Here is a 25,436-nt window from a genome sequence, read left to right as displayed (position 1 = left end):
CCCTATCTTCCAATAGGGGGAGGGGGTATGTCAACGCTCCCGGAAATACTCCACCGTGCGCCGGATGCCCTCCCCAAAGCCCACCTGGGGCTGCCAGCCGTGGGCCATGAGCTTTAGGGGGGAGAGGACGCTCCGCTCCAGGTCCCCTGGGCGCGGGGGGGCGTACTTTACCTCTGGCGCTTTTCCCGCCGCCTCCACCACTGCTTCCAGGACCTCTCGGGTGGTGTGGCCTTCCCCAGTACCCACGTTGTACACCCCTTCCAGGCTCCTTAGGGCTAGGTTGTGGGCCCGCACCACGTCCTCCACGTAGATGTAGTCCCGCACGCACCCCTCGTCACCTGGGGTCTTGCGGGCGTAGAGGGTGACGGGCTCTCCCTTGAGGACCCTTTCCGCAAAGATGGCCACCACCCCCGCCTCCCCGTGGGGGTCTTGGCGGGGCCCGTAGACGTTGGCGTAGCGCAAGGCCACCCACTTGAGGCCAAAGTTTTGCCCATAGGCGGAAAGGTAGTGCTCAAAGGCCGCCTTGCTTGCGGCGTAGGGGCTTTTGGGCCTGGGGGGCCAGGTTTCCTCGGCGGCCTCTCCCTCGGGCACCTCACCGTAGATGGCCCCGCCGGTGGAGGCGAAAAGGAGCTTCTCCACCCCCCACTTGCGGCAGGCCTCGAGGAGGTTAAGCCCCCCCAGGAGGTTCACCTCGAAGTCCAGGACCGGGTTTTCCACGCTCACCTTGACCGAGGCCTGGGCCGCCTGGTGGGACACATGGGTGGGGCGGAACTCGCGGAAGACCCGCTCTAGCCCCTCCTTGTCCCTGAGGTCCACCTTGTAAAAGTAAAGGCCCTGGGGTACGTTTTCCCGCTTGCCCGTGGCCAGGCTGTCTAGGACCGCCACCTCCACCCCTTCCCGCCATAGGCTTTCCACAATATGGCTGCCGATGAAACCCGCACCGCCTGTAACCAGTACCCGCATGATTCCTCCCGGTCCAACGCCTAGGCCACTTTACTGGTCTAGGTCGTAAGAGAGCAAGATGAGCGCTTATCTCGCCCCCACCTGGATTCTCTCGGCAATCTCGGGGATCCGCGCCAGGAAGACCCCGGTGGGGCTTCCCGAAAGGGCCACCTCCTCGGGGGTGCCCTCGGCCACGATTTCCCCGCCCCTATCCCCCCCTTCGGGGCCCAGGTCAATGACCCAGTCCGCCGTCTTCACCACGTCCAGGTTGTGCTCAATGACCACCACGGTGTTCCCAGCGTCTACCAGGCGGTGGAGGACGGAGAGGAGCTTGGCCACGTCCTCAAAGTGGAGGCCCGTGGTGGGCTCGTCCAGGATGTAAAGGGTGCGGCCCGTGGCCTTGCGCCCCAATTCTGTGGCCAGCTTGATGCGTTGGGCCTCGCCGCCGGAAAGGGTGGGGGAGGGCTGGCCCAGGCGCATGTAGCCTAGCCCCACGTCCACCATGAGCTGAAGTTTGCGGGCGATGGTGGGAACGTTTTGGAAAAACTCCAGGGCCTCCTCGGCGGTCATGTCTAGGACGTCGGCGATGCTCTTCCCCCTGAGCTTCACCTCCAAGGTTTCCTTGTTGTAGCGCTTGCCCTTGCACACCTCGCAGGGCACGTAGAGGTCGGGAAGGAAGAGCATCTCGATCTTCACCGTGCCGTCGCCGCCGCAGGCCTCGCACCGCCCCCCCTTGACGTTGAAGGAAAAGCGCCCGGGCCCGTAGCCCCGCTTTCTGGCCTCCGGCGTCTTGGCGAAGAGGTCGCGGATCTCGTCGAAGATCCCCGTGTAGGTGGCGGGGTTAGAGCGGGGGGTGCGGCCGATGGGGGACTGGTCGATCTCGATGACCTTGTCCAGGTGCTCCACCCCCTCCAAGGCTTCGTAGGCCCCTGGGGTGGCCTTGGCCCGCATGAGCTTTTGGGCTAGGGCGGCGTAGAGGACGTCGTGGATCAGGGTGCTCTTGCCGCTTCCCGAAGGCCCCGTCACCGCCACGAAGCGGCCCAAGGGGATGCGCAGGGTGACGTTTTTCAGGTTGTGCTCCCGGGCGCCCCGGAGCACCAGCCACTTCCCGTTCCCCTTGCGCCGCTCCTTGGGCACGGGGATCTTCTTCTCGCCCCTGAGGTAGGCTCCGGTGAGGCTTTGGGGACTTTTCAGGATTTCCTCCAAGGGCCCTTGGGCCACCACCTCCCCCCCGTGGATGCCCGCCCCCGGGCCCATGTCCACGATCCAGTCGGCGGCCCGCATGGTTTCCTCGTCGTGCTCCACCACGATGAGGGTGTTGCCCAGGGACTGCAGGCGCTTCAGGGTGGCGATGAGGCGCTGGTTGTCCCGGGGGTGGAGGCCGATGGAGGGCTCGTCCAGGACGTAGAGCACCCCGGTGAGGCCGCTCCCCACCTGAGTGGCCAGGCGGATGCGTTGCGCCTCCCCCCCGGACAGGGTGTTGGCGGCCCGGTCCAGGGTGAGGTAGTCCAGGCCCACCCCCACCAGGAAGCCGAGCCTTTCCACGATCTCCCGCAGGATGGGCCGGGCGATCTGGGCCTGGAAGGGGGAAAGGTCTTCCTCGAGGCCCTGAAAGAAGGCCAAGGCCTCCCGCACGGGCAAGGCGGACACCTCGGCGATGTTCTTCCCCGCCACCTTCACCGAGAGCACCTCCTTCTTGTAGCGGGTGCCCCCGCAGACGGGGCAGGGCTTCAGGGACATGAAGCTTTCCAAGACCTCCCGCACCCCTTCGGACTCCGCCTCCTGGTAGCGCTTCTCCAGCCAGGGGATGACCCCTTCGTAATGAACCTCCACCCGGAAGGTTTCCTTCCCCCCCCGGCGGAAGACCACCTCAAAGGGCTCGGGCAGGCCGTAGAGCACCGCCTTCTTGGCCGCTTCCGGCAGGTCCTTAAAGGGGGTCTTGAGGTCAAAGCCCAGGTGCTCGGAAAGGGCCCGCAGGCGGTCCCAGAGGTAGCTCCGCCCCGTGTCCCGCCCCCGGGCCCAGGGCAGGATGGCCCCTTCCGCCAAGGAGAGCTCGGGGTTCACCACCAGCTCCGGGTCAAACTCCCGCTTGTAGCCGAGGCCGGAGCAGGCGGGGCAGGCCCCGTAGGGGGCGTTGAAGGAGAAGATGCGGGGTTCCAACTCCTCCAGGACGCTTCCGTGCTCGGGGCAGGCGAACTTTTCCGAGAAAAGCTCCTCCTCGCCGCTTTCGAGGTAAAGGACCCGCATGAGGCCTTCGCCCCGAAGGAGGGCCAGCTCCACCGCCTCGGCGATGCGGGGGCGCTCCTCCTCCTTGAGGACCACCCGGTCAATCACCAGGTCTATGTCGTGCTTCTCGTACTTTTCCAGGTTGAGGTTTTGCGCCTCCTCCAGGAGGTAGATCACCCCGTCCACCCGCACCCGGGCGTAGCCCTCCTTCATGAGTTGCTGGAACAGCTTGCGGTATTCTCCCTTCCTCCCCCGCACCAGGGGAGCCATCAGGACCGCCCGGGTACCCGCGGGTTTGGTGAGGAGGCGGTCGGTGATCTCGCTGGCGGACTGCTTCTCGATGGGGCGGCCGCAGGTGGGGCAGTGGGCCTGCCCTACCCGGGCGAAGAGGAGGCGGAGGTAATCGTGGATTTCGGTGACGGTGCCCACGGTGGAGCGGGGGTTGTGGCTCGTGGTCTTCTGATCGATGGAGATGGCGGGGGAGAGGCCTTCGATGCTCTCCACCTCCGGCTTGTCCATGACCCCGAGGAACTGGCGGGCGTAGCTGGAAAGGCTTTCCACGTAGCGCCTCTGCCCCTCGGCGTAGATGGTGTCAAAGGCTAGGGTGCTCTTGCCCGAGCCCGACACCCCGGTGATGACGATGAACTTGCCTCGGGGGAGCTCGAGGCTGATGTTCTTCAGGTTGTGCTCCCTGGCGCCCCGGATGACGATGCGGTCCATCCGTGGAAGTATACCACCCCCAGGGGGAAGGAGGTAGGGTGGGCGGGCTACAATGGGGCACATGGCTTCGTTCATGCGCCACGAGGCGGAGGAAGCCCCTCAGGTGGTGGAGCGGCTTCTAAGGGAGAACGAGGCCGAGGTGAGAAGCCTCGCCGCCTTCCTCCGGCGGAGGCCCCCGGCCTTGGTCCTCACGGTGGCCCGGGGGAGCTCAGACCATGCGGCTCTCTTTGCCAAGTACCTCCTCGAGGCGCGCCTGGAATGGCCCGTGCTCTCCTTAGCCCCTTCCGTCCTCACCCTCTACCGGGCGCGGCCTAGGCTCCCTCACCCCGCCTTGCTCCTCGCCTACAGCCAAAGCGGGGAGAGCCCAGACCTCTTGGAGGTGGTGCGGGCTTACCGGGAAAGGGGGGTCCTCACCGTGGCCTTGGTGAACCGGGAGGAAAGCCCCCTGGCCCAGGCGGCGGAGGTGGTCTTGCCCCTCCATGCGGGGGAGGAGAAGGCGGTGGCGGCCACCAAGAGCTTTCTCGCCATGCTGGCGGCCACGGCCCACCTCCTCGCCCATACCCTGGAAGACCCCAGGCTTCGGCAAACCCTGCCCGCCTTGCCCGAGGCCTTGAGCCAGGCCCTGGCGCCCCAGGGGGACCTGGGGTACTTGGAGGAGGTGGAAAACCTCTTCGTCTTGGGCCGGGGCTTCACCTTCCCCGTGGCCTTGGAGGCGGCTTTAAAGCTCAAGGAGGTGGCGGCCCTCCACGCCGAGGGGTTTTCCTTGGCAGAGTTTCTCCACGGGCCCCAGGCCCTTTTGGAGGAGGGCTTTCCCGTTTTGGCCTTGGCGCAGAAGGACGAGGCCCTGGAGGAAACGCTAAAGACCCTGGAGGGCCTAAGGGCCAAGGGCGCCCACCTCCTCGTCCTCTCCCCCGAGCCCGACGCCTTAGCCCTGGCCCATACCCCCTTGGCCCTGCCCGTGGCCTTGGGGCCAGAGCTTACCCCCTTGCTCCTCATCCAGGCCTTTTACCCCTTGGCCGAAGCCCTGGCCCGGGCCCGGGGGCAGGACCCCGACCGGCCCCGGCACCTCCGCAAGGTGACCCGGACCCTCTAGAAGACCTTTTCCCCCAGGGGCACCGCCCGCTCGGGGGTGAGGAGGACCACCCGGCCCTCCCCATCCTTCACGCCTAGGACCAGGACCTCCGAGGGGAAGCCCCCGATGACCCGGGTACCCAGGTTCACGGCGCAGACCACCAGGCGGCCCACCAGGGTTTCTGGGGTGTAGAGGTCGGTGATTTGGGCCGAGCTCCGCTTGACCCCCAGGGGCCCCAGGTCCACCCAAAGTTTGTAGCTGGGCTTTCTCGCCTTCTCGTGGGGTTCCGCCTTGACCACTTGCCCCACCCGTAAGTCCAGGAGCTGGAAAGCTTCCAAAGCCTCCATACCCCCATTCTGCCAAAAGGAAAAGGCCCCCAAGGGGCCTTCTTGGTGGGCCGTGCAGGACTTGAACCTGCAACCAACCGGTTATGAGCCGGCCGCTCTGACCGATTGAGCTAACGGCCCGCGCCAAGGGCTTATTTTAGCACAGGGTGCCCTAAGGGCCAAACGTCTTTCCCGGGAAGGTATAAACTCTAAAACGGAGGTGAAAGGCATGACGGTGAACGAGAGCACCACCGACCGGGTCATCCGCTTTGTTCTGGCCCTGGTTCTCTTCTACTTCGCCTTCCAGTCCGCTTCTCCTTGGAACTGGATCTTGGGGATCGTGGCCGTGGTCCTCCTCTTCACGGCCATAACCGGCTTTTGCGCCTTGTACAAGGTCTTGGGCATCAGCACCAAGCGGTGAGCTGGCCCCTCGCCCCAGGGGAATGGGTCCGGGTGGAGTTTTGGAAGTACCCGGAAGAGGTTCTTCACTACCATTGGGAAGCCCGGGTGGTGGAGGTGCGGCCGGAGGGCGTCCTTACCCTCTTGCCCCAAGGTGGGGTGTTCCACCACGTGGCCAAGGGGCGGTCTGTGGTCCTGGACCACGATGCCTACGTGGCCTTCTTCCCTGGGGCCTGGTACTCTGGGGGGCCTGACGTTCGCCAAGGCAAGGTCTTGGAATACTACTGGAACGTGCAGACCCCGGCGGAGTGGACGGGGAAGGCTTTTCGCCAGTACGACCTGGAACTAGATGTGAAGTGCCGGGCGGACCACACCTGCCAGGTGTTTGATCGGGAGGAGTTTCTGGCGAAACGGCCCCTTTACCCAAGCGCCTGGGTGGAGGAAGCGGAAAGGGCGGTGGAGGCCATCTTCCGGCACATGCGCGAGGGGCGCTGGCCCGTCCTCCCCCCGGGGGAGCCCCTTCCTTGGATGGAGCGGGTCTAGGGTAAAAGGCGGGGCGGGTAGGAGGTGGGCGGGGCCTCGGTCCCGGGGCCAAACGCCTTCAAGGGAAGGAGGGTCTGGCCTTCCAGGTGCCAGTGCCCCTCGAGGACCACCTGGTAAAGAAGGCCTTTGAAGAAGCCGTGGAAGCTATCCTCCCAGGTTTCCAGGTTCTGCGCCCGCAAGGGGTAGTTGTGCCAAGCGGGGCCTAAGTAGTAAAGCCAGGGGTCCTCGAGGACCCGCATATCCCCGGGCGGAAGGCCCAGAATGGCGTTGAAGTAGCCCCTGAGGCGGCTTGCGGTGAAGAGGAGGTTGAGGTAGGCGTCCTCCAAGGCGGCCCGGGCCTCGGCCTCGGTGCGGGGGAAAGGCCTTGCGGGGTCCCAAGCCCCAAAGCGCCTCAGCCGTTCCTCCTGCTTGAGGGCGTCTTCCCAGCTCATCTGGGCCAGGCCCAAGGTGCGGCTAAAGGGGGCCTGGCCCTGGAGCGCCGCCAGGTCCTGGGCGAGGGCGTCCGCCGCCTCCCGCACCCCCCGGGAAAGCCCCAAGGCTTTGTCCCCGCCGTACTGCTCGTTGTCCACGATGGCCGCCAGCGTCCCCGGCGGGATGCGCAACGCCCCCGCCGCCGCCCGGATTTCCCTAGCATGGGGCAGGACGTGGTGAGGGGCGGTGGGAAGGCCATGCAGGTCCACCCTCCGCCCCCGGTGGGCCTGGCCGATAGCCTCCACCCACCTCTGGGCGGCCCAGAGGGCACCCTCGGGCTCGCTGAAGGCGGATCGTTTGCCCGCCCGTTGGTTGCTCAGTTCCAGGCGCACTAAGCGGTCATAGGCCCGGGCCGCTTTTTCCCCTAGAAGGAGGTGCAAGCTTGCCTTGTTACGCAAATGCAAAGCCACCAGCCTTTCCTGGACCGCCTTAGGGTAGGGGAGAAGGGCCCGTAAGTTGGGGGCAGGGGTGGGTTCGGGGAAGTTGGGTAGGGCGAAAAAAAGTAGGCCCGCCAAGATCAGGACGAGCCAAGGACCAAGGGGCATGGCCCTTTTAGGGCTTGCCCTCCTCCACCGTGGCGGGGGGCACCTCCACCGTGGCCTCCACGGGATAGCCCACGTAGGTACGCCGGCCCCCCAGGGTCCGTTCCAGCACTTCCCGCCACTCGGGCAGGTTAAGGAAGCGGTCCGCCTGGTTGCGGAGCTCCAAATCAGCGAGTTCGTGCAGGCCTAGGAGGTGGACCTCCTTGCCCATGGCGCGGAGCGCGGCGAAGGTGTGGGCCAAGTCCCCGGAGCCGCTGGCCACGATGGCTCGGTCCCAGCGGGGAGCGGTGGTGAGAAGGTCCGTGGCCATCATGGCCTCAAAACGGGCCTCCCCCCGGGTCAAGCGGCTTCGCACCGTGTAGCCCATAAAGACCAGGGCGTCAATGAAGCGTTGTTGCCGTTCGTCCTCCGGGTCGGTGACGGGCACGTAGTAAAAGGCGTTGTACAGCTGCTCCGGCGTGGCGAACTGGGTGAGTACCCGCCGGTGATCCACGTTCCACCCGAGGCGCTTGGCCGCCAGGTACATGTACGAACCGTCAATGAAGAGGGCAACCCGCATATGCCCCCATGATAGGGCAAAAACGCCCCCCAGAGGGTGGCTCTGGGGCGAAGGGGTTTCAGGCGGGGGATTTCTCCTCCGCCTTTTCGGAGGAGTGGCCCGGGTTCACCTTGAGGGCTGGGTTGGCGTAGGCGGCGGCGTGGTTGGCGGCGATGGCGGCCTCACCGAACCCAAGGACAATGAGGGGAAGCTTTCCCGGGTAGGTGACGATGTCCCCACAGGCGTAAACTCCTGGAATGCTGGTGGCCATGGTGGTGTCTACCTTGATCTTGTTCTTTTCCAACGCCAGGCCCCAGTTGGCCAAGGGGCCCAGCTTGGTGAGGTAACCTGCCAAGATCAAGACGGCATCCACCTCCAACGCTCTTTCCTCCTGGGTTTGGTTGTGGAAAATCACCGCCCTCTTCACCCAGGTGTCCCCTTCTATCCGCCGCACCTCGTAGGGGGTAAGGACGGAGAGCTTTCCTTCCTCCGCCGCCTTGAAAAGCTCCTTCACGCTGGCCTCGTGGGCCCGGAACTGGGGCCTACGGTGGATGAGGGTGATCTCCTTGGCGGTGTCCAGCAGGTTGAGGGCCCAGTCCACGGCGCTATCCCCCCCGCCTACGATGAGAACCCGCTTACCTTGGAACTCTGCCTTGGTCTTTACCGCGTAATAGACCCCTTTGCCTTCAAATTCCTTCTCCCCTGGGGCGCCGATCCGCCTGGGCTCGAAAGCCCCCACCCCTGCGGCGATGATCACCGCCTTAGCCGTGTAGGTGTTGCCCAGGGAGGAGGTCACCTTAAAGAGGTCCCCCTCCCGTTCCAGGGTTTCCGCCCGTTCCCCTAGGTTGTAGACGGGGTTAAAGGGGGCTACCTGTTCTACCAAGCCCCGCACCAGGTCCTTGGCGTATACCTTAGGAAAGCCCGCCACGTCGTAGATGTACTTTTCCGGGTACAAAGCGGCGAGCTGTCCCCCAGGTTCCGGCAGAGGGTCCACAAAGCGGAAGGTAAGCCCCCGCATGCCCACGTAAAAGCCTGCGAAAAGCCCTACTGGTCCTGCGCCGATGATGATCACGTCCGTGTGTTCCATGGGTGCCACCTCGCCTGGCATTTTACGCCCAGGGCCCGTAGCCTGGGCTCCCTTCGGGAAAGGGACAAAACGCCTTAGTCTACCCGAAGCACCACCTTGCCAAATACCCGCCGCTCCTCCAAAAGCCGATGGCCTTCTGCCGCTTCCTCCAAGGGGAGCACCTGGCCCACCACGGGCCGAAGCTTTCCCATCTCAACGAAGCGCAAAATGGGATAAAGGCGGCTTTTGGAAGCCATGGTGGAGCCCAAGATGGAAAGCTGGCGGAAGAACACGTGGGCAAAGGGCAGGGTCCCCTCGTACCCCGAGGAGGCCCCGGCGATGGCGATCCTACCCCCGTTGGCCGTGGCCTTGATTACCCCTTCAAAGTAAAGGGCGCCGGTATGGTCCACCACCTTGTCTGCCCCCTTACCCCCGGTAAGGCGGCGCACCTCCTTAAACCATTCGGGGTGGGTGTAGTTCACCCCCTCGTCCGCTCCCAGTTCCCGGGCTTTCCTGAGCTTGTCCTCGGAGCCCGCCGTGGCGATGACCCGGGCCCCGTGGAGCTTGGCGATCTGGATGGCGGCCACGCTCACCCCGCTTCCCGCCGCCATGACCAGCACGTCCTCCCCGGGGCGGACCTGGAGCTTGTCCACCACCATCTGCCAGGCGGTGAGGAAGGTCAGGGGGATGGCCGCTGCCTCCTCAAAGGACAGGTTCTTAGGCTTGGGGAGAAGGTTCGTCTCGGGCACCACCAGATACTCTGCGTACGCTCCCCAGCGGTGTTCCCCCAGGATCTCGTACCTTGGGCAAAGGTTGTCCTCTCCTGCCAGGCAGCGTTCGCAGTGGCCGCAGGAAAGGCCGGGGTTCACCACCACCTCGTCCCCCGGGGCAAAGGCCGTGACCCCTGGGCCCACCGCTTCCACCACCCCGCTGGCATCGGCGCCAAGCACGTGGGGGAGGGGAAGCTTGGGACTCGCCACGCCCTTGCGCACCCAGACGTCCAGGTGGTTGAGGGCCGCCGCCTTCACCCGTAAGCGCACCTCCTTAGGGCCCGGCTCCGGTGTAGGCACCTCCGCTGCCTTGAGCACCTCCGGGCCGCCTCTCGCCTCCATGACCACCGCTTTCATGGCCGCCTCCTTATGCAGGGGATTTTTTCACGAACCCCCCCACGGGTCAAGCGTGCTTGACAGGGTCTAAATGGAACGTGTAGCCTTAGCGCCGTAAGGCAGATGGAGGCGAAAACATGAGAAAGGTTCTAGCTTTGGTGGTAAGCTTTATCGCTTTGGCCGAGGTGGCCAGCGCCCAGACCTTCGTTTGGCCGCAGAAGTGGACCGTGGCCAAGCCGTCCGAGGTCAAGCGGGGAGGTACCCTGCGGAGGGCGGTGATCTCCGACTTCCGGACCTTTAACCCCTTCATCACCGCCGAGGCGACCAATGTCCCGGATACCATCTCCCCTTACGGCCTGGTGCGCCGTGACCCCACCACCGGGGACTGGATCCCCTACATGGCGGAGTCCTTTAGCATCAGTCCCAACAAGCTGGAAATTACCTTCAAAATCCGCCGGGGCATGAAGTGGTCCGACGGCCGCCCCATTACCGCCGACGACTGGATCATGACCTGGCGCATCCACACCGACAAGGCGGTGGGCTCCAACAGCTATGACTCCTTCTTCATCGACGGCAAGCCCATCACCTTGCGGAAGATTGACGATTACACCCTCCGCTTCATCTACCCCAAAACGGATGCCGAGGCTTTGAATGTGGCTTCCTTTACCCCCTGGCCCGCCCACATCTTCGGGCCTGTCTACCAGAAGGAGGGGGCCGAGGGGATCAAGAAGATGTGGACGCTGAACGAGAAGCCCGAGAACATCGTTTCGGCGGGGCCTTGGCTTGTGGAGAGCTACCGGCCAGGGGAGCGTTTGGTGCTGAAGCGGAACCCCGTCTTCGGGGAATGGAACAAGGACGAGGCGGGGAACCCCTTGCCTTACCTGGACCGCTACGAGATCAAGATCGTAAAGGACGTCAACGCCGCCCTAGCGGAGTTTCTAGCGGGCAACACAGACGTCTTCTTCGAAGTCACCACTGTGGACCACATTTCCCAGATCCGCCAGGCCATCCAGGCGGGCCGTCTGGACGCCACCATTAAGGTGAACGCCTCCCCGGTGGCCAGCAGCCAGTTCATGGTCTTCAACTGGAACAAAGCCTCCGACCTCTTCAAGCAAAGCCTCTTCCGCTCGGAGAAGTTCCGCCGGGCCATGAGCCACCTGGTGAACCGCCAGGCGGTGGTGGAGATCGTCTACGGCGGTCTGGGTACCCCCATGTACTCCAGCGTTTACCCCGTGCTCACCCAGTGGGTGAACCCCAAGGTGCCCAAGTACGAGTACAACCCGCAGCAGGCGGCCAAGCTCCTCGCTGAGCTTGGCTTCACCCGGAAGGACCGGGAGGGGTACTTGGTGGACAGCAAGGGCCGGAGGCTGGAGTTCAACCTCTCCACCAACGCCGGCAACCCTCAGCGGGAGCAGATTGCCAAGCTCATCGTGGACGAGGCCAAGAAGGTGGGGGTGAAGGTCAACTTCACCGCCATCGACTTCAACACCCTGGTGGGGCAGCTCCTCTCCTCCGGTCCAGACCGGCCCTTTGACGCCATCATCATCGGCCTCTCGGGCGGGGGCCTGGACTGGCCCTTTGGTTCCAACGTGGTGCCCTGCAAGGGCAACCTACACATGTGGAACAAGTCGGGTCAGTGCCTGGACCCCCGGGAGACCCAGTTGGACGCCCTTTACTCCCGCGGCCGCACCGAGCTGGACTTCAAGAAACGGGTGGAGATCGGTTACCGCATGCAGGAGATCGAGGCTCAGCTCCTCCCCGTCATCTACATCGCTGGGCCCAACTACCATACCGCTTGGAACAACCGCTTGGGCGGGGAGCACCCGGAAGCCATCATCAGCGCCATCTGGGGCTCGCGGCAGCTGGAACTCACCTTCATCAAGAAATGAGCTAAATCCGGCATCCCCCGGGGCCAAAGGCCCCGGGGGTCATTTGGGAAGCCCATGACCGCCTACATCCTTCGGCGCATCCTCTACCTGATCCCCACCTTTTTCGGGGCCACCTTCCTCGCCTTCCTTATCATCCAAATGGCCCCGGGGGACTACCTAACCCAGCTGGAGTTAGATCCTAAGGTCACACCCGAAACCATTGCCAGGCTGCGCTCCCAGTTCGGCCTGGACCGCCCTGTCTACGAGCAGTACCTTCTTTGGATGAACAACCTCTTGCACCTTAACCTGGGCTATTCCTTCGCCTACCAAGCCCCGGTGTTGGAGGTGATCTGGCCCCGGGTGGTGAACTCCATGGTCATCGTGATCCCTTCCACCCTCTTGCTCTACCTGGTGGCCATCCCCATCGGGGTTTACGGGGCCGTGCGCCAGTATTCCTTTGGGGATAGGCTTTTGTCCTTTTTGGCGTACGTGGGGCTTTCCGTGCCCAGCTTCTTCCTGGCCCTTATCGCCATTTACGTTCTTTTGCAGATTAAGTTCCGCACGGGGGTGCTGGTGTTTCCCGTTTCCGGGATGACGTCTAGCGGCTTTGAGCAGATGCCCCCTTTGCGCCAGGTGCTGGACATCGCCTGGCATGCGGTGGTGCCGATCCTGGTGGCCACGGCCAACGACATCGCCGGGCTTTCCCGGCTCATGCGGGGGCAGATGCTGGAGGTGCTTTCCCAGGACTTTATCCGCACCGCTCGGGCCAAAGGGCTTTCCGAGCGGGTGGTCCTTTACAAGCACGCTTTCCGCAACGCCGTCATCCCCTTTGTGGCCACCTTGGGCGGGCTTTTGCCAAGCCTCATCTCCGGAGCAGGGTTCGTGGAGGTGGTCATGGCCTGGCCCGGGATCACGCCCTTCTTCCTGGATGCCATCGCCAACCAGGACCTTTACGTCATCGCCGGTTTCCTCACGGTCAGCCTGGTTCTTCTCATGATCGGCAACCTGATTTCCGACCTGCTTTTGGCCTGGGTGGACCCCAGGATCCGCTATGAATAGGGGGGTCTTGTGGAACGCGCGGCTTCTTCCACCGGCTTAGCCTTGGCTCTGCGCCAGTTCCGCCGCCACCGCCTGGCGGTCTGGGGCGGGCGGATCCTCCTGGTGCTCTACCTGATGGCCGCTTTCGCCGGTTTCTTTAGCCCTTACGATCCCAACTACTACGAGCTCTACCCGCCTAAGGGGTACCACCCGCCCACCCGTATCCACTTTGTGGACCCGGAAACCGGCCGGATTACCCGCCCCTTCGTCTACGCCACCCGGCGGACCATTGACCCGGTGAGCCTCCAGCCCCGATACGAGGAGGACCCTACCCAGGGGAAGTTTTACATCCGCTTTTTCGTGCGTACCCCAGACCAGCCCTATACCCTTTTCAAGGTTTTCCGCTCCGATCTGCGGCTTTTTGGGGTGGATGCGCCGGGCAAGATTTTCCTGATGGGCACCGACAACTTTGGCCGCGACCTCTTTAGCCGGGTGGTCTACGGCGGCCAGGTTTCCTTGACCATCGGCATCCTTTCCGCCCTGGTTTCCTTTGCCCTGGGGCTTTTGCTTGGGGGCATCGCTGGGTACTTTTCCGGAAGGCCCTTTGCCCTTTCCCTGCCCCCTAGGGCCTGGCGGGGGGTGGGGTGGTTCTTGGGCCCTTTGAGCCTGGCCCTATGGCTCGGGGTGGCGGGAGGGGCCTTGTACTTGGCCTGGTCCTTCGCCCGCTTGAGCCCAGGGCAGGATGCGTTTTCCCTCCTGGTGGATGGGATTGTGCTCCTTTTGGCTACGGGTGCGGTGTTCCTCATCCTGCGCCGGGTTTTCCGGGAGTCTTTGCGCCTTGACCCCGATGACCTCATCATGCGCACGGTGGAGATCATCGCCGCCATTCCCAGCCTGTTCCTCCTGATCTCCTTGCGGGCGGTTTTCCCCACCAACATAGACCCCTTGTTCACCTTCTACCTGGTGGTGGGGCTTCTGGGGTTCATCGGCTGGGGTGGCTTGGCTAGGGTGGTGCGGGGTATTGTGCTTTCCGTGCGGGAAATGGACTACGTGCAAGCGGCCCGGGCCCTAGGGGCCTCGGATGGGCGCATCATCGCCCGGCACGTCCTTCCCGCCACGGCGAGCTACGTGATCGTGAGCCTATCCCTCACCATCCCCGGCTTTATCCTGGGGGAAAGCGGCCTTTCCTTTTTGGGCCTTGGGGTGACGGAGCCTTACACCAGCTGGGGGCTCCTGCTCCAGGCGGCGCAACAGGGCGGCTTCGCTTCCTTTACCGACCGTCCTTGGGTGCTTTGGCCGGGGTTTTTCATCTTCCTGGCCGTGCTTTCTTGGAACTTCCTGGGGGATGGGCTTCGGGACGCCTTGGACCCGCGGAGGAGGCGGTAGGCTCTTCTCTTTTGACCCGGTATGGCGTATAACGGGTGAGGTGTTTTAGGGGCAGTGCCCGAAGGAGTGCGCATGGACGAAAAGCGGCTACTGGAGGTGAGAGACCTCAAGGTCCACTTCTTCACGGACGATGGTGTGGTGAAGGCGGTGGACGGGGTGTCCTTCCACGTGGACAAGGGGGAGACCCTGGCGGTGGTGGGGGAGTCGGGCTCGGGGAAGAGCGTGACGTCTTTGGCCATCATGCGCCTGATTCCCACGCCGCCGGGGCGGATTGTGGGCGGGGAGATCCTTTTCCGGGGGAAGGACGGCCAGGTGCGGGACCTCACCAAGCTTTCCGAGGCGGAGATGCGGCGGATCCGGGGCAACGACATCGCCATGATTTTCCAGGAGCCCATGACGTCGTTGAACCCGGTGTACACGGTGGGGGACCAGATCGCCGAGGCCATCATGCTCCACCAGGGGAAAAGCCGGAAGGAGGCCATGGAGCTGGCGGCCCACATGCTGGACCTGGTGGGGATCCCGGAGCCGAAGAAGCGGCTTTCCAACTATCCTCACCAGATGTCCGGGGGGATGCGGCAGCGGGTGATGATTGCCATGGCGCTTTCCTGCAATCCTTCGCTCCTCATTGCGGACGAGCCCACCACCGCCTTGGACGTGACCATCCAGGCGCAGATTCTGGAGCTGATGAAGAAGCTCCAGGAGGAGATCGGGATGAGCATTCTCTTCATCACCCACAACCTGGGGGTGGTGGCGGAGATGGCGGACCGGGTGGTGGTGATGTATGCGGGGCGGGCGGTGGAGCAGGCGGACGTGGTGCCGCTTTTCAAGGAGCCCCTCCACCCTTACACCCGGGGGCTTCTCCACTCGGTGCCGCGGCTGGACCTGGCGGCGGAGCACAAGGAGCGTTTGGAGGCCATTCCCGGCAACGTACCGAACCCGCTTTACCTGCCTTCTGGGTGCGCCTTCCACCCCCGGTGCAAGCACTACGTGGAAGGGCTTTGCGACCGGGAGGTGCCGCCCTTGGAGGATGCGGGGGACGGGCGTCAGGTGCGGTGCGTGCGCTGGCGGGAGATCCGGGAGGTTAGGGCATGAGCGGGGTCCTGCTGGAGGTCAAGGACCTCAAGAAGCACTTTCCCATCCGGGGCGGGGTGCTTTCCCGGGTGGTGGGGAGCGTCAAGGCGGTGGACGGGGTTTCCTTCGCCATCCGGCGGGGGGAGGTGTTGGGGCTGGTGGGGGAGTCGGGGAGCGGCAAGACCACGGTGGGCCGCACCCTTTTGCGCCTCATTGAGCCCACGGGGGGCCGGATCCTTTTTGACGGGGAGGACATCACCGAGCTACCCAAGGACAAGCTGCGGCCGTACCGCCGCCGGATGCAGATCATCTTCCAAGACCCCTTTAGCTCCCTGAACCCTCGGATGACCGTGGGGGACATTATCGCCGAGCCCTTGGTGATCCACGGTATCGGCAAGACGCCCCAGGAGCGGACCGAGCGGGTGGCGGAGCTCCTGAAGCTCGTGGGGCTTTCCCCTGACCACATGCGCCGCTACCCCCACGAGTTTTCCGGGGGGCAGAGGCAGCGCATCGGCATTGCCCGGGCCCTGGCGGTGGCTCCGGAGTTCATCGTGGCGGACGAGCCGGTTTCCGCCCTGGACGTGTCCATCCAGGCCCAGGTGGTGAACCTACTCCAGGACCTTAAGGAGGAGCTGGGCCTCACCCTGCTCTTCATCGCCCACGACCTGGCGGTGGTGGAGTACATCTCGGACCGGGTGGCGGTGATGTACCTGGGGAAGGTGATGGAGATTGCCTCTTCGCGGGAGCTCTACCGCAACCCCAAGCACCCCTACACCGAGGCGTTGCTTTCGGCGGTACCCATTCCCGACCCCACGGTGAAGCGGGAGCGCATCGTGCTCCAGGGGGATATCCCTTCCCCCATCAACCCGCCCTCGGGGTGCGTGTTCCGCACCCGTTGCCGCTACGCCCTGCCCGAGTGCGCCCACACCGTGCCCGAGCTTAAAGAGGTTTCCCCGGGCCACTACAAGGCCTGTATCCGGGACGACATCCTTTGAGGCCTGGGCGGGGAAGTGTGCCCCCCTTAGCGGGGGGTATACTTTTTTCATGCTGGTCAAGGACGTAATGCGCTCCCCCGTGGTCACGGTGGGGCCGGAGGCCACGTTGGAGGAGGCGTACCGCCTGCTTCTGGAACGGGGCATCCGCCACCTGCCCGTGGTGGCGGAAGGGAAGCTTCTTGGCATCATCACCGACCGGGACATCCGCTTGGCCACGAGCCACCTGAACCCCAAGGGGCCGTGTCCCACCTGCGCCAAGGTGGAGGAGGTCATGACCCAGGAGGTGGTCACCGCCCACCCCTTGGACCCCGTGGAGGAGGCGGCCCGGGTGATGCGCGAGCGGAAGATCGGCTCCTTGCCCGTTCTGGAGGACGGCGACCTGGTGGGCATCGTCACCGGCATCGACCTTCTGGATGCCCTCCTTAGGCTTACCGGGGTCACGGAACCCTCGGGGCGGCTGGAGGTGCGGCTGCCGGATCGGGTGGGGGAGCTTGCCCGGCTCACGGGGTACTTGGCGGGACGGGGGGTGAACATCCACTCCCTCCTCTCCTACCCGGAGGACGGGGACTTCGTGCGGGCGGTGGTGCGGGTGAACACCTTGGAGACCCACCTCCTGGCGGAGGGCCTGAGGCGGGAAGGGTTTGACGTGCTGTGGCCCCCCAAGAAGCCATGGTGATTTATCGGGACGAGTACCGCCTTTACAACTTTGGCCCGGACCACCCCTTTTCCCCGGTGCGGCTGGAGATGCTCACCTCCCTTCTCCAGGCCCTGGGGGTGTGGCAACCCCCCCATTCCCCTCCCGAGGCCAGTCGGGAGGAGGTGCTTACCGTCCACTCGGAGCGCCTGGTGAAGCGGGTGGAGGCGGCAAGCCGGGGGGAGAGGGTGCCGGATCTGGAGCACTACGGTCTGGGGACGGGGGACACCCCCGTGTTCCCCGGCATGGACCGGGCGGCGCGGGTCCTGGTGGGGGGGACCCTCGAGGGGGCCAGGCGCATCCTTTCTGGGGAGAAGCGGGTGTTGCAACTGGGAGGCGGCCTGCACCACGCCCAGTACGACCGGGCCTCGGGGTTTTGCGTGTACAACGACCTTTCCGTGGCCATCCGCCACCTGACCCGGTCCGGGCTGAGGGTGGCCTACCTGGACATCGACGTCCACCACGGGGACGGGGTACAGTGGATCCACTACGAGGAGAAGGAGGTCCTCACCCTGAGCCTCCACGAATCTGGCCGCTACCTCTTCCCCGGCACCGGGCACGTGCACGAGGTGGGCCGGGGGGAAGGGGTGGGGAGGAAGCTCAACCTTCCCCTGGAGCCCTTTACCGAGGACGAGAGCTACCTCGAGGTCTTCGAGGCCCTGGTGCCTTGGGCCCTGCGGGCCTTCCGGCCCGATGTGCTGGTGGTCCAAGCGGGGGCGGACGCCCACTACCTGGACCCCTTGGCCGACCTCCTCCTCACCACCCGGGCCTACGAGCGGCTATTCCGCCTCATCCTGGAGTACGCCGAGGCCTTTGCGGGAGGGCGGGTTCTCCTTACCTTGGGGGGTGGGTATAGCCTGGATGGGGCGGTGCGGGTTTGGACCCTCCTTTACCACGTTTTCCACGGCCTGCCCCTGCCGGAGCGTCTGCCCGAGGGGTGGCTACTGGTTTGGCAGGAACGGCTGGGGCGGCCCCTCACCCCCACCCTCCACGACCCGGAGGCGCCTTACCCGGGGATTCCCCGCAGGCCGGAGATCGAGAAACGCAACCGCCTAACCTTAGAGCGGCTCACAGAGCTCGTCTCCCCTTACCTGCTAGACTAGCGGGGTGAAGGTCGTTTTGCGCCTGCCCGAGCGCAAGGAGGTGGAGGTCCGGGGAAACCGGCCCCTGAAGGACGTGCTGTTGGAGCTGGGCCTCAACCCGGAGACGGTGGTGGCCATCCGCCAGGAGGAACTCCTCACCCTGGACCAGGTGGTGGGGGAGGAGGAGCAAATCGAGGTCCTTTCCGCCATCTCGGGAGGCTAGCGTGGTCTGCAAGGTTTGCGGGGAAAAGGCCCAGGTGGAGGTGCGCTCTAGGGGGTTCGCCCTTTGCAAGGCGCACTACCTGGACTGGTTCGTGAAGGAAACGGAAAGGGCCATCCGCCGCCACAAGATGCTGTTGCCGGGGGAGCGGGTCTTGGTGGCGGTTTCCGGGGGGAAGGACTCCTTGGCCCTGTGGGACGTGCTGAGCCGCTTGGGCTACCAGGCGGTGGGGCTTCACCTGGAGCTTGGCATCGGGGAGTACTCCAGGCGGAGCCTCGAGGTCACGGAGGCCTTCGCCCGGGAAAGGGGCCTAGAGCTTCTTGTGGTGGACCTGAAGGAGGCCTACGGCTTCGGGGTGCCGGAGCTTGCCGCCCTTTCCGGGCGGGTGGCCTGCTCCGCCTGCGGCCTTTCCAAACGCTACATCCTCAACCAGGTGGCGGTGGAAGGGGGCTTCCGCGTGGTGGCCACCGGCCACAACCTGGACGATGAGGCGGCGGTTCTCCTGGGCAACCTCCTGAACCCCCAGGAGGACGCCTTGGCTCGCCAGGGGCCGGTCCTCCCGGAAAAGCCTGGCCTCGCCGCCCGGGTCAAGCCCTTCTACCGCTTTAGCGAGCGGGAGGTCCTCTCCTACACCCTCCTCCGGGGCATCCGCTTTCTGCACGAGGAGTGCCCCAACGCCAAGGGGGCTAAAAGCCTCCTCTACAAGGAGGCCCTTAACTTGGTGGAAAAGGGGATGCCGGGGGCTAAGCTCCGCTTCCTCGAGGGCTTCCTGGAGAAGATCCAGCCCCGCCTCCAGGCGGAAGGGGAGGTGGCCCTCAGGGAGTGCGAGCGCTGCGGCTACCCCACCACGGGGGCGGTCTGCTCCTTCTGCCGCATGTGGGAGGCGGTCTACCGCAAGGCCAAGAAGCGGAAGCTCCTCCCCGAGGAGGCGGTCTTTCGCCCCCAGGCTTCCGTGAGCCGGCTCTAAGTGGTTTCCACTTTACGCCGCCAGCGCTCCAAGATCCGTTGGCGGGTGGGCTTATCTTCCCGGAGGAGTTGGGCCTCAGCCCAGGTGGCCATAATTCGGGGCCAGCCCTCTTCCTGGAAGGTTTCCTGGACAATACCCCGGTAAGCGGTGAGAAGTGCGTTTTCCACGAGAAACTCTGCCACGAGCCCGGGCAGTTCTGGGGTAGGTTTGTCTAAGGTTTCCCAGGCAAGCTCTATAGCCCGCTCCAGGTCATAGGCCAGCCGGGCTAGGTCCATGAGGGGGCTCCCCCTGCCTCCAGGGCCTAGGGCTAACAGATACACCTCTCCTCCCACTACCAAAAAGGCCCCAAGGCCCCGGTTGAGAAGGGGTTGTCCGCCCTCCTCGCCTTCCACCTCGGCTAGGCTCCGGTGAAGTAGGGCAAGCCGCACCCCAAGAAGCCGGGTCAGGGCTTCAAGCTCGCTAAGGGCTTCGGCGAGGAGACCGGGCCCGATCCCTTCCAGGGAGTGTCCCTGTAGCCGGGAAAGCCCCTCGGAGGCCAGGGCCTGGGCTAAGGCGAAGGCTTCTTGGGGTTCCCCTTCGGGAAGGTGTCCCGTTAGGGCGAGCACCCGCCTCTCCCTGCCCCGCTCCCACACCAGGCGGCCTTCCGGCACCAAAACCCAGGGCAGACTAAGCTTGGGGAGGACCTCTAGTGTTCGGTCCATTCCCCCGTCCTGCACCAAGCCTACCTGAAGCCAGACCCCTTCTCCTGCGGCAAGCCCCGGGCGCAAAAGGGTGAGGGTTTCGGGCAAGGGCCCGGGGTGGCTTCCCCGGTAGTAGGCCTTGAGGCTTCTGGCCTCGAGGCCCTCCTTCAGGCGTTGGAGCAAGTGGGCGTAAAAGTCTGGATCCTGGGAGAGCTCGTAAAGATACCCCTTCCTAGGGTACGTGCGGGCGAAAAGGCCCGGGGCCTCTTCTTTGGGTCCGTGGCGGATAGGTAGGAGGATCGTGGCTTCGGCGTGGTCTTCCAGGTGGAGGAGGGTGAGGTAGAGGGGGGGGTCTTTGCGGAGTCGAAGGGCGTCCAGGATTTCTACCCGCTCGGGTTTTAGAGGAAGCCAGCTCCGTTCCCGAAGTACCCAGGCGAGGGCCTCGAGGAAGGCTCCTTGGGCTTTGGCCTCCGTCATCGTCTGAATGAAGAGGACCTCGGGGCCTTCCTGCAGGGGCACAAGGGGAACCTCCTCGGGGGGAGCCTCCTCTGCCCAGTCGGGGGTCTGGACCCGGATTGCTTCTTGGGGAGTTAGGGCGAAGAGGGCGAAGCCGTGGGGGCCTAAGGTAAGGCGGTAGGTCCCCTCAATAGGGGGAAAGGGGTTTTGGGAAAAGAGTTCCACCGGGACGAGCCCTTTTTGTTCTTCTAAGGGCAATTCCACCGCTTGGGTATAGCGGGAGAGGTTGGCGGCAACCAAAATCCTCTCTCCTAGGTACTCCCTTAGGTAGGCCAAAACCCTGCGGTTTTCCACCGGGATCAGGCGTAGACTTCCCCGACCAAAGGTCTTAGCGTGCCGTTTCCTTAAGGCGAGGAGCCGGCGGATGAAGTTCAGGTTGGAGTGGGGGCTTTGTTCTTGGGCTTCCACGTTGACGAAGTGGTAGCTGTAGGCCCCCTCGCTCACCGGGGGAAGGAAGAGCCTGTGGTAGGGAGCGCGGGAGAAGCCGGCATTCCGGTCGGCAGACCACTGCATGGGGGTCCTAACCCCATTCCGGTCCCCCAGGAAGGGGTTATCCCCCATGCCGATTTCGTCCCCGTAATAGATGATGGGGGTGCCCTTCAGGGTAAAAAGGAGGGCGTGGAGGAGCTCATACCGCCTGCGGTCACCCCCTAGGAGAGGCATGAGCCGCCGTCTGATCCCCAGGTTTATGCGGAAGCGGGGATCAGGGGCATAAATCTCCCACAAGAACTCCCGCTCCTCCTCGGTGACCTTTTCCAGGGTTAGCTCGTCGTGGTTCCTTAGGAAAAGGGCCCACTGGGCGGTTTCGGGGATGGCCTCCGTTTCTTTGAGCATCGTCTCTATGGGGCTCCGGTCTTCCCGCCTTAGGGCCATGAAGATCCTGGGCATCAGGGGGAAGTTGTAGGCCATATGGACCCCGTCTCCTTCCCCGAAGTAGGGTAGGGTCTCCTCCGGCCACATGTTGGCCTCGGCCAGGAGGACCTTTCCCGGGCCGTAGCGCTCCTCCAAGGCTTTCCGCAAGCGCTTCACCGCTTCGATGGTTTCGGGAAGATTTTCGCATGGGGTGCCTTCCCGCTCGTAGAGGTAGGGAATGGCGTCCAGGCGGAACCCGTCCACCCCCAGGTCGGCCCAGAAGAACATCACCTGGTGCATGGCCTTTTCCACCTCGGGGTTGTCCCAGTTGAGGTCGGGCTGGTGGTGGTAGAAGCGGTGCCAGTAGTAGGCTCCGGCCACGGGGTCATAAGTCCAATTAGAGGTCTCGAAGTCTTGGAAGATGACCCGTACCCCTTTGTACTTTTCTGGCGTGTCGCTCCAGACGTAGAAGTCCCGCATGGGGCTTCCTGGTTTCCGTGCCTCCTGGAACCAGGGGTGATCTATGGAGGTGTGATTGAGGACGAGTTCTATGATGACGCGCATTCCCCGCTGATGGGCTTCGTCCAAGAAGCGCTTGAAGTCCTCCAAGGTCCCGTGAACCGGCAGGATTTGGTAGTAGTCGGAGATGTCGTACCCGTCGTCTCTTAGGGGGGACTGGAAGAAGGGCATAAGCCAGAGGGTATCCACCCCCAAGGACTCTAAGTAGGGGAGTTTTTGTCTCAAGCCCTCAAAATCCCCATAGCCGTCGTCGTTGGCGTCGAAGAAGGAACGGACATGGAGCTGGTAGATTACCGCATCCTTGTACCAAAGGGGGTCCACGGCCTCAAGGCTAGGCGGTTAGAGGTAAGTTTTCAAGTAGGTCAACACCTCCTCCACGTCCTTAAGCCTTCCTTTTGCCCGGGTGGGGCCCTCCCCCACCTTAAAGGTGAGGCCCAGGCCCTCGAGAGCCGCAAAGGCCGCCTCGTCGGTGATATCGTCCCCGATATAGATGGGGGTATGGTGAGGATGCCGCTTTAGGAGCCTTAGAACCGCCTGGCCCTTGTCTACCCCCTTAAGCTTAATCTCCAGGACCTTTTTGCCGGGCAGGGCTTCCAGGTTTAGGGTGGCAAAAAGGTCTTTTATCCCCTCTAGCCAGGCTTTCAGGCAGGCCTCGGCTTCCTCCTCGTTTTCCGCTCCACGGTAGTGAAGGGCAAGGGCAAACCCCTTGTCCTCCACCCGCACTCCGGGGCAGGGGGGAAGCCTTTTCCGCACGGGATTTAGGTTTACTGGGTAAAGAGGCCGCACCTCCCCGAACAAAACACCCTCTTCTAATCCATGCCCACCTACCACGGGCAGGCCAGGAAGGGGCAGCAAGACTTCCAGGTCCTTTACTCGCCTCCCCGTAACCACATAGACCGGGTAGCGTGCCCAAAGCATTTTTAGGACCTGAGGGGCCTCGGGGTGGGGAACAGCCTCCTCGGGTTTTTTCGCTAATGGGGCAAGCGTGCCGTCGTAGTCCAAGAAGAAAACCGGTTTCTCTGCCTTCATGCTTTTTCCAAAGATTGGAGGAACCGCTCTGCCCAACCTTGAACGTCCAGGGCTTGGATCCGTTTTTTCAAAGCGGCGAGCCTTTCTTGCTTTTCCCCTTCGGGCATGCGTAAGGCTCGATCTAAGGCGGCTGCCATCCCGTCCAGGTCGTAAGGGTTTACCAAAAGGGCTTCCTTCAGATATTCCGCTGCCCCCGCGAGGTTGGAAAGCACCAGGACTCCTTCACCCGTGGTGTAGGCGTATTCCATCGCCACCAGGTTCATTCCGTCCCTTAAAGGGGTAATGAGGGCTACGTCCGCCGCCCGGTAGAAGGCGGCTAGCTCGTCTTGGGTGTAGCTTTGGTAAAAGTAGCGTAAGGGTACCCAGTCCTCCCGCAAAAAGCTCCCCATGATCCGACCCACCACCTCGTCCACTCGGCGCTTGAGTTCCTGGTAGGCGTGGACGCTAGTACGGCTGGGTGTGGCGATCTGGAAAAAGGCTACCCGGCCTCGCCATTGCGGGTAAGACTGGAGCAGGCGTTCGTAGGCGAGAAGGCGCTCCAAGATTCCTTTGGTGTAGTCTAAGCGGTCCACCCCCAGGATCAGACGATCTACTCCTGCAAGCCGTTTTAAGGCCCGGGCGTGGAGGCCAATCCAAGGGTCTTGCGCGAATTCCAAAAAACGCCCGGTATCGATTCCCAAAGGATGGGCCTCCACCCGTACCCATCTTTCCCCTACCCGAACGGTATTTCCCTCCACGAGGTAGCCGTAGTGGGCGGCGGTCCTGAGAAAGTTCTCCACGTACTCTGGGGTGTGGAAGCCGATGAGGTCAGCACCCAGGACCCCGTCCACCAAAGACCTTCCCCAAGGGAGGATGCGGAAGACCCCGCTGGAGGGCCAGGGGATGTGGAAAAAGAAGCCAATGCGCCCGGGGATCCTTTCCCGAAGAAGGCGAGGAAGAAGGAGGAGGTGATAGTCCTGGACGAAGATGGTGTCCCCTTCCTGGTAGAGGGACAGCACCTTTTCGGCGAAACGGCGGTTGGCTCGCTGGTAGTCCAGGTAAAAGTCCCGCCTTAGCTCTACCCGCTCCAAAAAGTAGTGGAAGAGGGGCCAGAGAACCCGGTTAGAGAACCCTCCGTAATAGCCTTGCCATTCCTTTTCTGGCAGAAAGACTTGCTCTAGCCGCACCTGGCTTTTCCTGGGGGGAGCGCTTTTCCCCTTTTCCTTCCACTCCCCAGCGGCCACCCAAACCCCTGTTCGCGCTTCCAGTACGGGAAGTAGGGCCGTGGCGAGTCCACCCACCGCCGGGATCAAGCCCTCCGGGGTGGAGCGAAAAGGGGCGCGGTTGGCCACAATGATGAGCCTCATGCTTTCCAGCATAGAGGGCGCAGGGATACGCAGAACAACATGAGAATTTGCTAAAGGCCGTTTAGTTAACGGCAATGGGGAATAACGTGGCTTCAGAAGGGAGCAAACCAGGCTTTGTGAACAAGCGTGGCTTTAAGGAAATCCCAGAGGCAAGACAAGGGCCTTTAACGGCCATCTAAAAAGCCGTGGGTAGGCTTCCTGCAGGAGGTGAAGGCGTGAGGTTCAAAGAGGTTTTGGTGGTCGCCCTCGCCCTTGTGGGTTTGGCCTGGGCCCAAAAGTGCGAAACCAGCCGGACGATTGTTTTCGCTGATTACGACTGGGAGAGCGCTCGAGTCCACAATCGGATTGCGCAGTTCATCCTTGAAAAGGGCTTTGGTTGCAAAACCGACGCCCTTCCAGGCACGTCTATTCCCCTGATCACGGGGCTAGGTCGGGGAGATGTGGACGTTTCTATGGAGATCTGGTACAACCTTACGCGGGACGTGGTGGACCAACTGGAAAGGGAGGGGAAAATACAGCGCTTAGGGGTCAACTTTCCCGACGCTGTCCAGGGCTGGTTTGTGCCCACCTACGTCATCAAGGGGGACGAGAAGCGGGGCATCAAGCCTGCGGCTCCGGACCTGAAGTCGGTCTTTGACCTGCCCAAATATAAAGGGCTTTTCCGCGACCCCGAGGAGCCTAGCAAGGGTCGTTTCTACAACGGGGTTTTGGGTTGGTTTGCTGAAAAGATTAACACCAAAAAGCTCAAAGCCTACGGACTGGACCGTCATTTCACCAATTTTCGTCCTGGGACCTCAGATGCTTTGGTGGCTGCTATCGCTTCCGCTTACGAGCGGGGCCGGCCCATCGTCTTCTACTACTGGGGTCCCACCTGGGTTTTGGGTAAGTATGACCTAACCATGCTGGAAGAGTCCCCCTACAACCCTGAGGTCTGGAACGAGCTCTTGGAAAGGGAAAATCCTACCCGGGCTTGCGCCTTCCCGTTGGAGACAGTTTACATCGCCGTGAACGCTCGCCTTGTGAAAGAGGCGCCTACCGTGGTGGAGTTCCTGGAGAAATACCGCACCTCTAACGAATTGGTGAGCAAGCTTCTTGCCTATATGGAGGACCAGAAAGCCAGCGAGGAGGAAGCGGCCATTTACTTCCTCCGCAACTACCAGGACCTTTGGACGAAGTGGGTTCCTGCCGAGGTAGCGGAGCGCGTGAAGCGGGCCCTCTGAGG

General features: G+C 63.4%; 23 protein-coding genes and 1 tRNA gene. 13 read left to right on the top strand and 11 right to left on the bottom strand.

Going from position 1 to position 25,436, the window contains the following annotated elements:
- Positions 1–30: 30 nt before the first annotated feature.
- Together ABXG85_RS04200 and uvrA are read right to left on the bottom strand one after the other, a co-directional pair.
- The gene (locus tag ABXG85_RS04200) at positions 31–963 is read right to left on the bottom strand and encodes an NAD-dependent epimerase/dehydratase family protein (protein WP_353512477.1); all 933 of its coding nucleotides are present in this window, start codon (positions 961–963) and stop codon (positions 31–33) included.
- Between the two features lie 66 nt (positions 964–1,029).
- Positions 1,030–3,888: an excinuclease ABC subunit UvrA gene (gene uvrA / locus ABXG85_RS04195; protein WP_353512476.1), complete on the bottom strand. Its 2,859-nt coding sequence runs from the start codon at positions 3,886–3,888 to the stop codon at positions 1,030–1,032.
- Between the two features lie 61 nt (positions 3,889–3,949).
- Here uvrA and ABXG85_RS04190 point away from each other — a divergent pair, with 61 nt between their 5' ends.
- On the top strand, positions 3,950–4,981 hold the full coding sequence (locus ABXG85_RS04190) for an SIS domain-containing protein (RefSeq protein WP_353512475.1): 1,032 nt from the start codon (positions 3,950–3,952) through the stop codon (positions 4,979–4,981).
- On the opposite strand, the gene ABXG85_RS04185 is transcribed toward ABXG85_RS04190, so the two are convergent.
- Together ABXG85_RS04185 and ABXG85_RS04180 are read right to left on the bottom strand one after the other, a co-directional pair.
- Positions 4,978–5,307, bottom strand: a complete 330-nt coding sequence (locus ABXG85_RS04185) for a tRNA-binding protein (RefSeq protein WP_353512474.1) — start codon at positions 5,305–5,307, stop codon at positions 4,978–4,980. The two genes, ABXG85_RS04190 and ABXG85_RS04185, sit on opposite strands and share 4 nt — an antisense overlap.
- A 43-nt stretch (positions 5,308–5,350) precedes the next feature.
- Positions 5,351–5,427, bottom strand: a tRNA-Ile gene (locus tag ABXG85_RS04180).
- 88 nt (positions 5,428–5,515) lie between these two features.
- On the opposite strand from ABXG85_RS04180, the gene ABXG85_RS04175 reads away from it, so the two are divergent.
- Positions 5,516–5,707 (top strand): YgaP family membrane protein, encoded by a 192-nt coding sequence (locus ABXG85_RS04175; RefSeq protein WP_353512473.1) that lies wholly within the window; start codon positions 5,516–5,518, stop codon positions 5,705–5,707.
- The gene (locus ABXG85_RS04170) at positions 5,704–6,228 is read left to right on the top strand and encodes a DUF402 domain-containing protein (RefSeq protein ID WP_353512472.1); all 525 of its coding nucleotides are present in this window, start codon (positions 5,704–5,706) and stop codon (positions 6,226–6,228) included. Before ABXG85_RS04175 ends, ABXG85_RS04170 begins: the two co-directional genes overlap by 4 nt.
- Here the strand turns inward: ABXG85_RS04170 and ABXG85_RS04165 are convergent.
- The 4 genes from ABXG85_RS04165 to ABXG85_RS04150 all read right to left on the bottom strand — a co-directional run bounded on the left by ABXG85_RS04165 (position 6,225) and on the right by ABXG85_RS04150 (position 9,972).
- Positions 6,225–7,244, bottom strand: coding sequence for a hypothetical protein (locus ABXG85_RS04165; RefSeq protein WP_353512471.1), 1,020 nt, complete (start codon positions 7,242–7,244; stop codon positions 6,225–6,227). The genes ABXG85_RS04170 and ABXG85_RS04165 overlap by 4 nt on opposite strands.
- A 7-nt stretch (positions 7,245–7,251) precedes the next feature.
- Positions 7,252–7,800, bottom strand: a complete 549-nt coding sequence (locus tag ABXG85_RS04160) for a LabA-like NYN domain-containing protein (protein WP_353512470.1) — start codon at positions 7,798–7,800, stop codon at positions 7,252–7,254.
- A gap of 58 nt (positions 7,801–7,858) precedes the next feature.
- Positions 7,859–8,866: an NAD(P)/FAD-dependent oxidoreductase gene (locus ABXG85_RS04155; protein ID WP_353512469.1), complete on the bottom strand. Its 1,008-nt coding sequence runs from the start codon at positions 8,864–8,866 to the stop codon at positions 7,859–7,861.
- 74 nt (positions 8,867–8,940) lie between these two features.
- Positions 8,941–9,972 carry a zinc-binding dehydrogenase gene (locus ABXG85_RS04150; RefSeq protein WP_353512468.1) on the bottom strand — a complete coding sequence of 344 codons (1,032 nt, stop codon included), beginning with the start codon at positions 9,970–9,972 and terminating at the stop codon, positions 8,941–8,943.
- A gap of 116 nt (positions 9,973–10,088) precedes the next feature.
- Here ABXG85_RS04150 and ABXG85_RS04145 point away from each other — a divergent pair, with 116 nt between their 5' ends.
- The 9 genes from ABXG85_RS04145 (at position 10,089) to ttuA (ending at position 19,272) form a co-directional block, all read left to right on the top strand.
- Entirely contained in the window at positions 10,089–11,840 is a 1,752-nt protein-coding gene (locus ABXG85_RS04145) for an ABC transporter substrate-binding protein (protein WP_353512467.1), read from the top strand.
- Between the two features lie 54 nt (positions 11,841–11,894).
- Entirely contained in the window at positions 11,895–12,878 is a 984-nt protein-coding gene (locus tag ABXG85_RS04140) for an ABC transporter permease (RefSeq protein ID WP_353512466.1), read from the top strand.
- Between the two features lie 9 nt (positions 12,879–12,887).
- On the top strand, positions 12,888–14,243 hold the full coding sequence (locus ABXG85_RS04135; RefSeq protein WP_353512465.1) for an ABC transporter permease: 1,356 nt from the start codon (positions 12,888–12,890) through the stop codon (positions 14,241–14,243).
- Between the two features lie 72 nt (positions 14,244–14,315).
- Entirely contained in the window at positions 14,316–15,335 is a 1,020-nt protein-coding gene (locus tag ABXG85_RS04130; protein WP_353512464.1) for an ABC transporter ATP-binding protein, read from the top strand.
- The gene (locus ABXG85_RS04125; RefSeq protein WP_353512463.1) at positions 15,332–16,309 is read left to right on the top strand and encodes an ABC transporter ATP-binding protein; all 978 of its coding nucleotides are present in this window, start codon (positions 15,332–15,334) and stop codon (positions 16,307–16,309) included. Before ABXG85_RS04130 ends, ABXG85_RS04125 begins: the two co-directional genes overlap by 4 nt.
- Positions 16,310–16,358: 49 nt before the next feature.
- Positions 16,359–16,985 carry a CBS and ACT domain-containing protein gene (locus tag ABXG85_RS04120; RefSeq protein ID WP_353512462.1) on the top strand — a complete coding sequence of 209 codons (627 nt, stop codon included), beginning with the start codon at positions 16,359–16,361 and terminating at the stop codon, positions 16,983–16,985.
- Positions 16,979–18,106 (top strand): acetoin utilization protein AcuC, encoded by a 1,128-nt coding sequence (locus ABXG85_RS04115; protein ID WP_353512461.1) that lies wholly within the window; start codon positions 16,979–16,981, stop codon positions 18,104–18,106. The genes ABXG85_RS04120 and ABXG85_RS04115 overlap by 7 nt, the downstream gene beginning before the upstream one ends.
- A 4-nt stretch (positions 18,107–18,110) precedes the next feature.
- On the top strand, positions 18,111–18,308 hold the full coding sequence (gene ttuB, locus ABXG85_RS04110) for a sulfur carrier protein TtuB (RefSeq protein ID WP_353512460.1): 198 nt from the start codon (positions 18,111–18,113) through the stop codon (positions 18,306–18,308).
- 1 nt (position 18,309) lies between these two features.
- Complete coding sequence (ttuA, locus tag ABXG85_RS04105; RefSeq protein ID WP_353512459.1) at positions 18,310–19,272, top strand: tRNA-5-methyluridine(54) 2-sulfurtransferase; 963 nt, start codon at positions 18,310–18,312, stop codon at positions 19,270–19,272.
- Here the strand turns inward: ttuA and treS are convergent.
- The 3 genes from treS to otsA are packed head-to-tail and all read right to left on the bottom strand — an operon-like array spanning position 19,269 to position 24,214.
- The gene (treS, locus tag ABXG85_RS04100; RefSeq protein ID WP_353512458.1) at positions 19,269–22,160 is read right to left on the bottom strand and encodes a maltose alpha-D-glucosyltransferase; all 2,892 of its coding nucleotides are present in this window, start codon (positions 22,158–22,160) and stop codon (positions 19,269–19,271) included. The genes ttuA and treS overlap by 4 nt on opposite strands.
- A gap of 18 nt (positions 22,161–22,178) precedes the next feature.
- Entirely contained in the window at positions 22,179–22,868 is a 690-nt protein-coding gene (gene otsB, locus ABXG85_RS04095) for a trehalose-phosphatase (protein WP_353512457.1), read from the bottom strand.
- Entirely contained in the window at positions 22,865–24,214 is a 1,350-nt protein-coding gene (gene otsA, locus ABXG85_RS04090) for an alpha,alpha-trehalose-phosphate synthase (UDP-forming) (protein WP_353512456.1), read from the bottom strand. The genes otsB and otsA overlap by 4 nt, the downstream gene beginning before the upstream one ends.
- A 215-nt stretch (positions 24,215–24,429) precedes the next feature.
- Here otsA and ABXG85_RS04085 point away from each other — a divergent pair, with 215 nt between their 5' ends.
- Positions 24,430–25,434, top strand: a complete 1,005-nt coding sequence (locus ABXG85_RS04085; RefSeq protein ID WP_353512455.1) for an ABC transporter substrate-binding protein — start codon at positions 24,430–24,432, stop codon at positions 25,432–25,434.
- Positions 25,435–25,436: the final 2 nt, after the last annotated feature.

Origin of the sequence: Thermus sp. LT1-2-5 (assembly GCF_040363165.1) — a bacterium.
Classification (GTDB): domain Bacteria; phylum Deinococcota; class Deinococci; order Deinococcales; family Thermaceae; genus Thermus.
The sequence above is the reverse complement of the archived record's forward strand: the minus strand, read 5'-3'. Positions and strand labels throughout refer to the sequence as shown.

What these genes read in the sequence shown, in the direction of transcription:
- otsB (WP_353512457.1), bottom strand. Translation starts at nt 22,868, where the DNA reads ATGAAGGCAGAGAAACCGGTTTTCTTCTTGGACTACGACGGCACGCTT.
- uvrA (WP_353512476.1), bottom strand. Translation starts at nt 3,888, where the DNA reads ATGGACCGCATCGTCATCCGGGGCGCCAGGGAGCACAACCTGAAGAAC.
- ABXG85_RS04165 (WP_353512471.1), bottom strand. Translation starts at nt 7,244, where the DNA reads ATGCCCCTTGGTCCTTGGCTCGTCCTGATCTTGGCGGGCCTACTTTTT.
- ABXG85_RS04175 (WP_353512473.1), top strand. Translation starts at nt 5,516, where the DNA reads ATGACGGTGAACGAGAGCACCACCGACCGGGTCATCCGCTTTGTTCTG.
- ABXG85_RS04200 (WP_353512477.1), bottom strand. Translation starts at nt 963, where the DNA reads ATGCGGGTACTGGTTACAGGCGGTGCGGGTTTCATCGGCAGCCATATT.
- ABXG85_RS04160 (WP_353512470.1), bottom strand. Translation starts at nt 7,800, where the DNA reads ATGCGGGTTGCCCTCTTCATTGACGGTTCGTACATGTACCTGGCGGCC.
- ABXG85_RS04115 (WP_353512461.1), top strand. Translation starts at nt 16,979, where the DNA reads ATGGTGATTTATCGGGACGAGTACCGCCTTTACAACTTTGGCCCGGAC.
- otsA (WP_353512456.1), bottom strand. Translation starts at nt 24,214, where the DNA reads ATGAGGCTCATCATTGTGGCCAACCGCGCCCCTTTTCGCTCCACCCCG.
- ABXG85_RS04155 (WP_353512469.1), bottom strand. Translation starts at nt 8,866, where the DNA reads ATGGAACACACGGACGTGATCATCATCGGCGCAGGACCAGTAGGGCTT.
- ABXG85_RS04145 (WP_353512467.1), top strand. Translation starts at nt 10,089, where the DNA reads ATGAGAAAGGTTCTAGCTTTGGTGGTAAGCTTTATCGCTTTGGCCGAG.
- ABXG85_RS04130 (WP_353512464.1), top strand. Translation starts at nt 14,316, where the DNA reads ATGGACGAAAAGCGGCTACTGGAGGTGAGAGACCTCAAGGTCCACTTC.
- ABXG85_RS04185 (WP_353512474.1), bottom strand. Translation starts at nt 5,307, where the DNA reads ATGGAGGCTTTGGAAGCTTTCCAGCTCCTGGACTTACGGGTGGGGCAA.
- ABXG85_RS04140 (WP_353512466.1), top strand. Translation starts at nt 11,895, where the DNA reads ATGACCGCCTACATCCTTCGGCGCATCCTCTACCTGATCCCCACCTTT.
- ABXG85_RS04150 (WP_353512468.1), bottom strand. Translation starts at nt 9,972, where the DNA reads ATGAAAGCGGTGGTCATGGAGGCGAGAGGCGGCCCGGAGGTGCTCAAG.
- ABXG85_RS04125 (WP_353512463.1), top strand. Translation starts at nt 15,332, where the DNA reads ATGAGCGGGGTCCTGCTGGAGGTCAAGGACCTCAAGAAGCACTTTCCC.
- ABXG85_RS04190 (WP_353512475.1), top strand. Translation starts at nt 3,950, where the DNA reads ATGGCTTCGTTCATGCGCCACGAGGCGGAGGAAGCCCCTCAGGTGGTG.
- ABXG85_RS04120 (WP_353512462.1), top strand. Translation starts at nt 16,359, where the DNA reads ATGCTGGTCAAGGACGTAATGCGCTCCCCCGTGGTCACGGTGGGGCCG.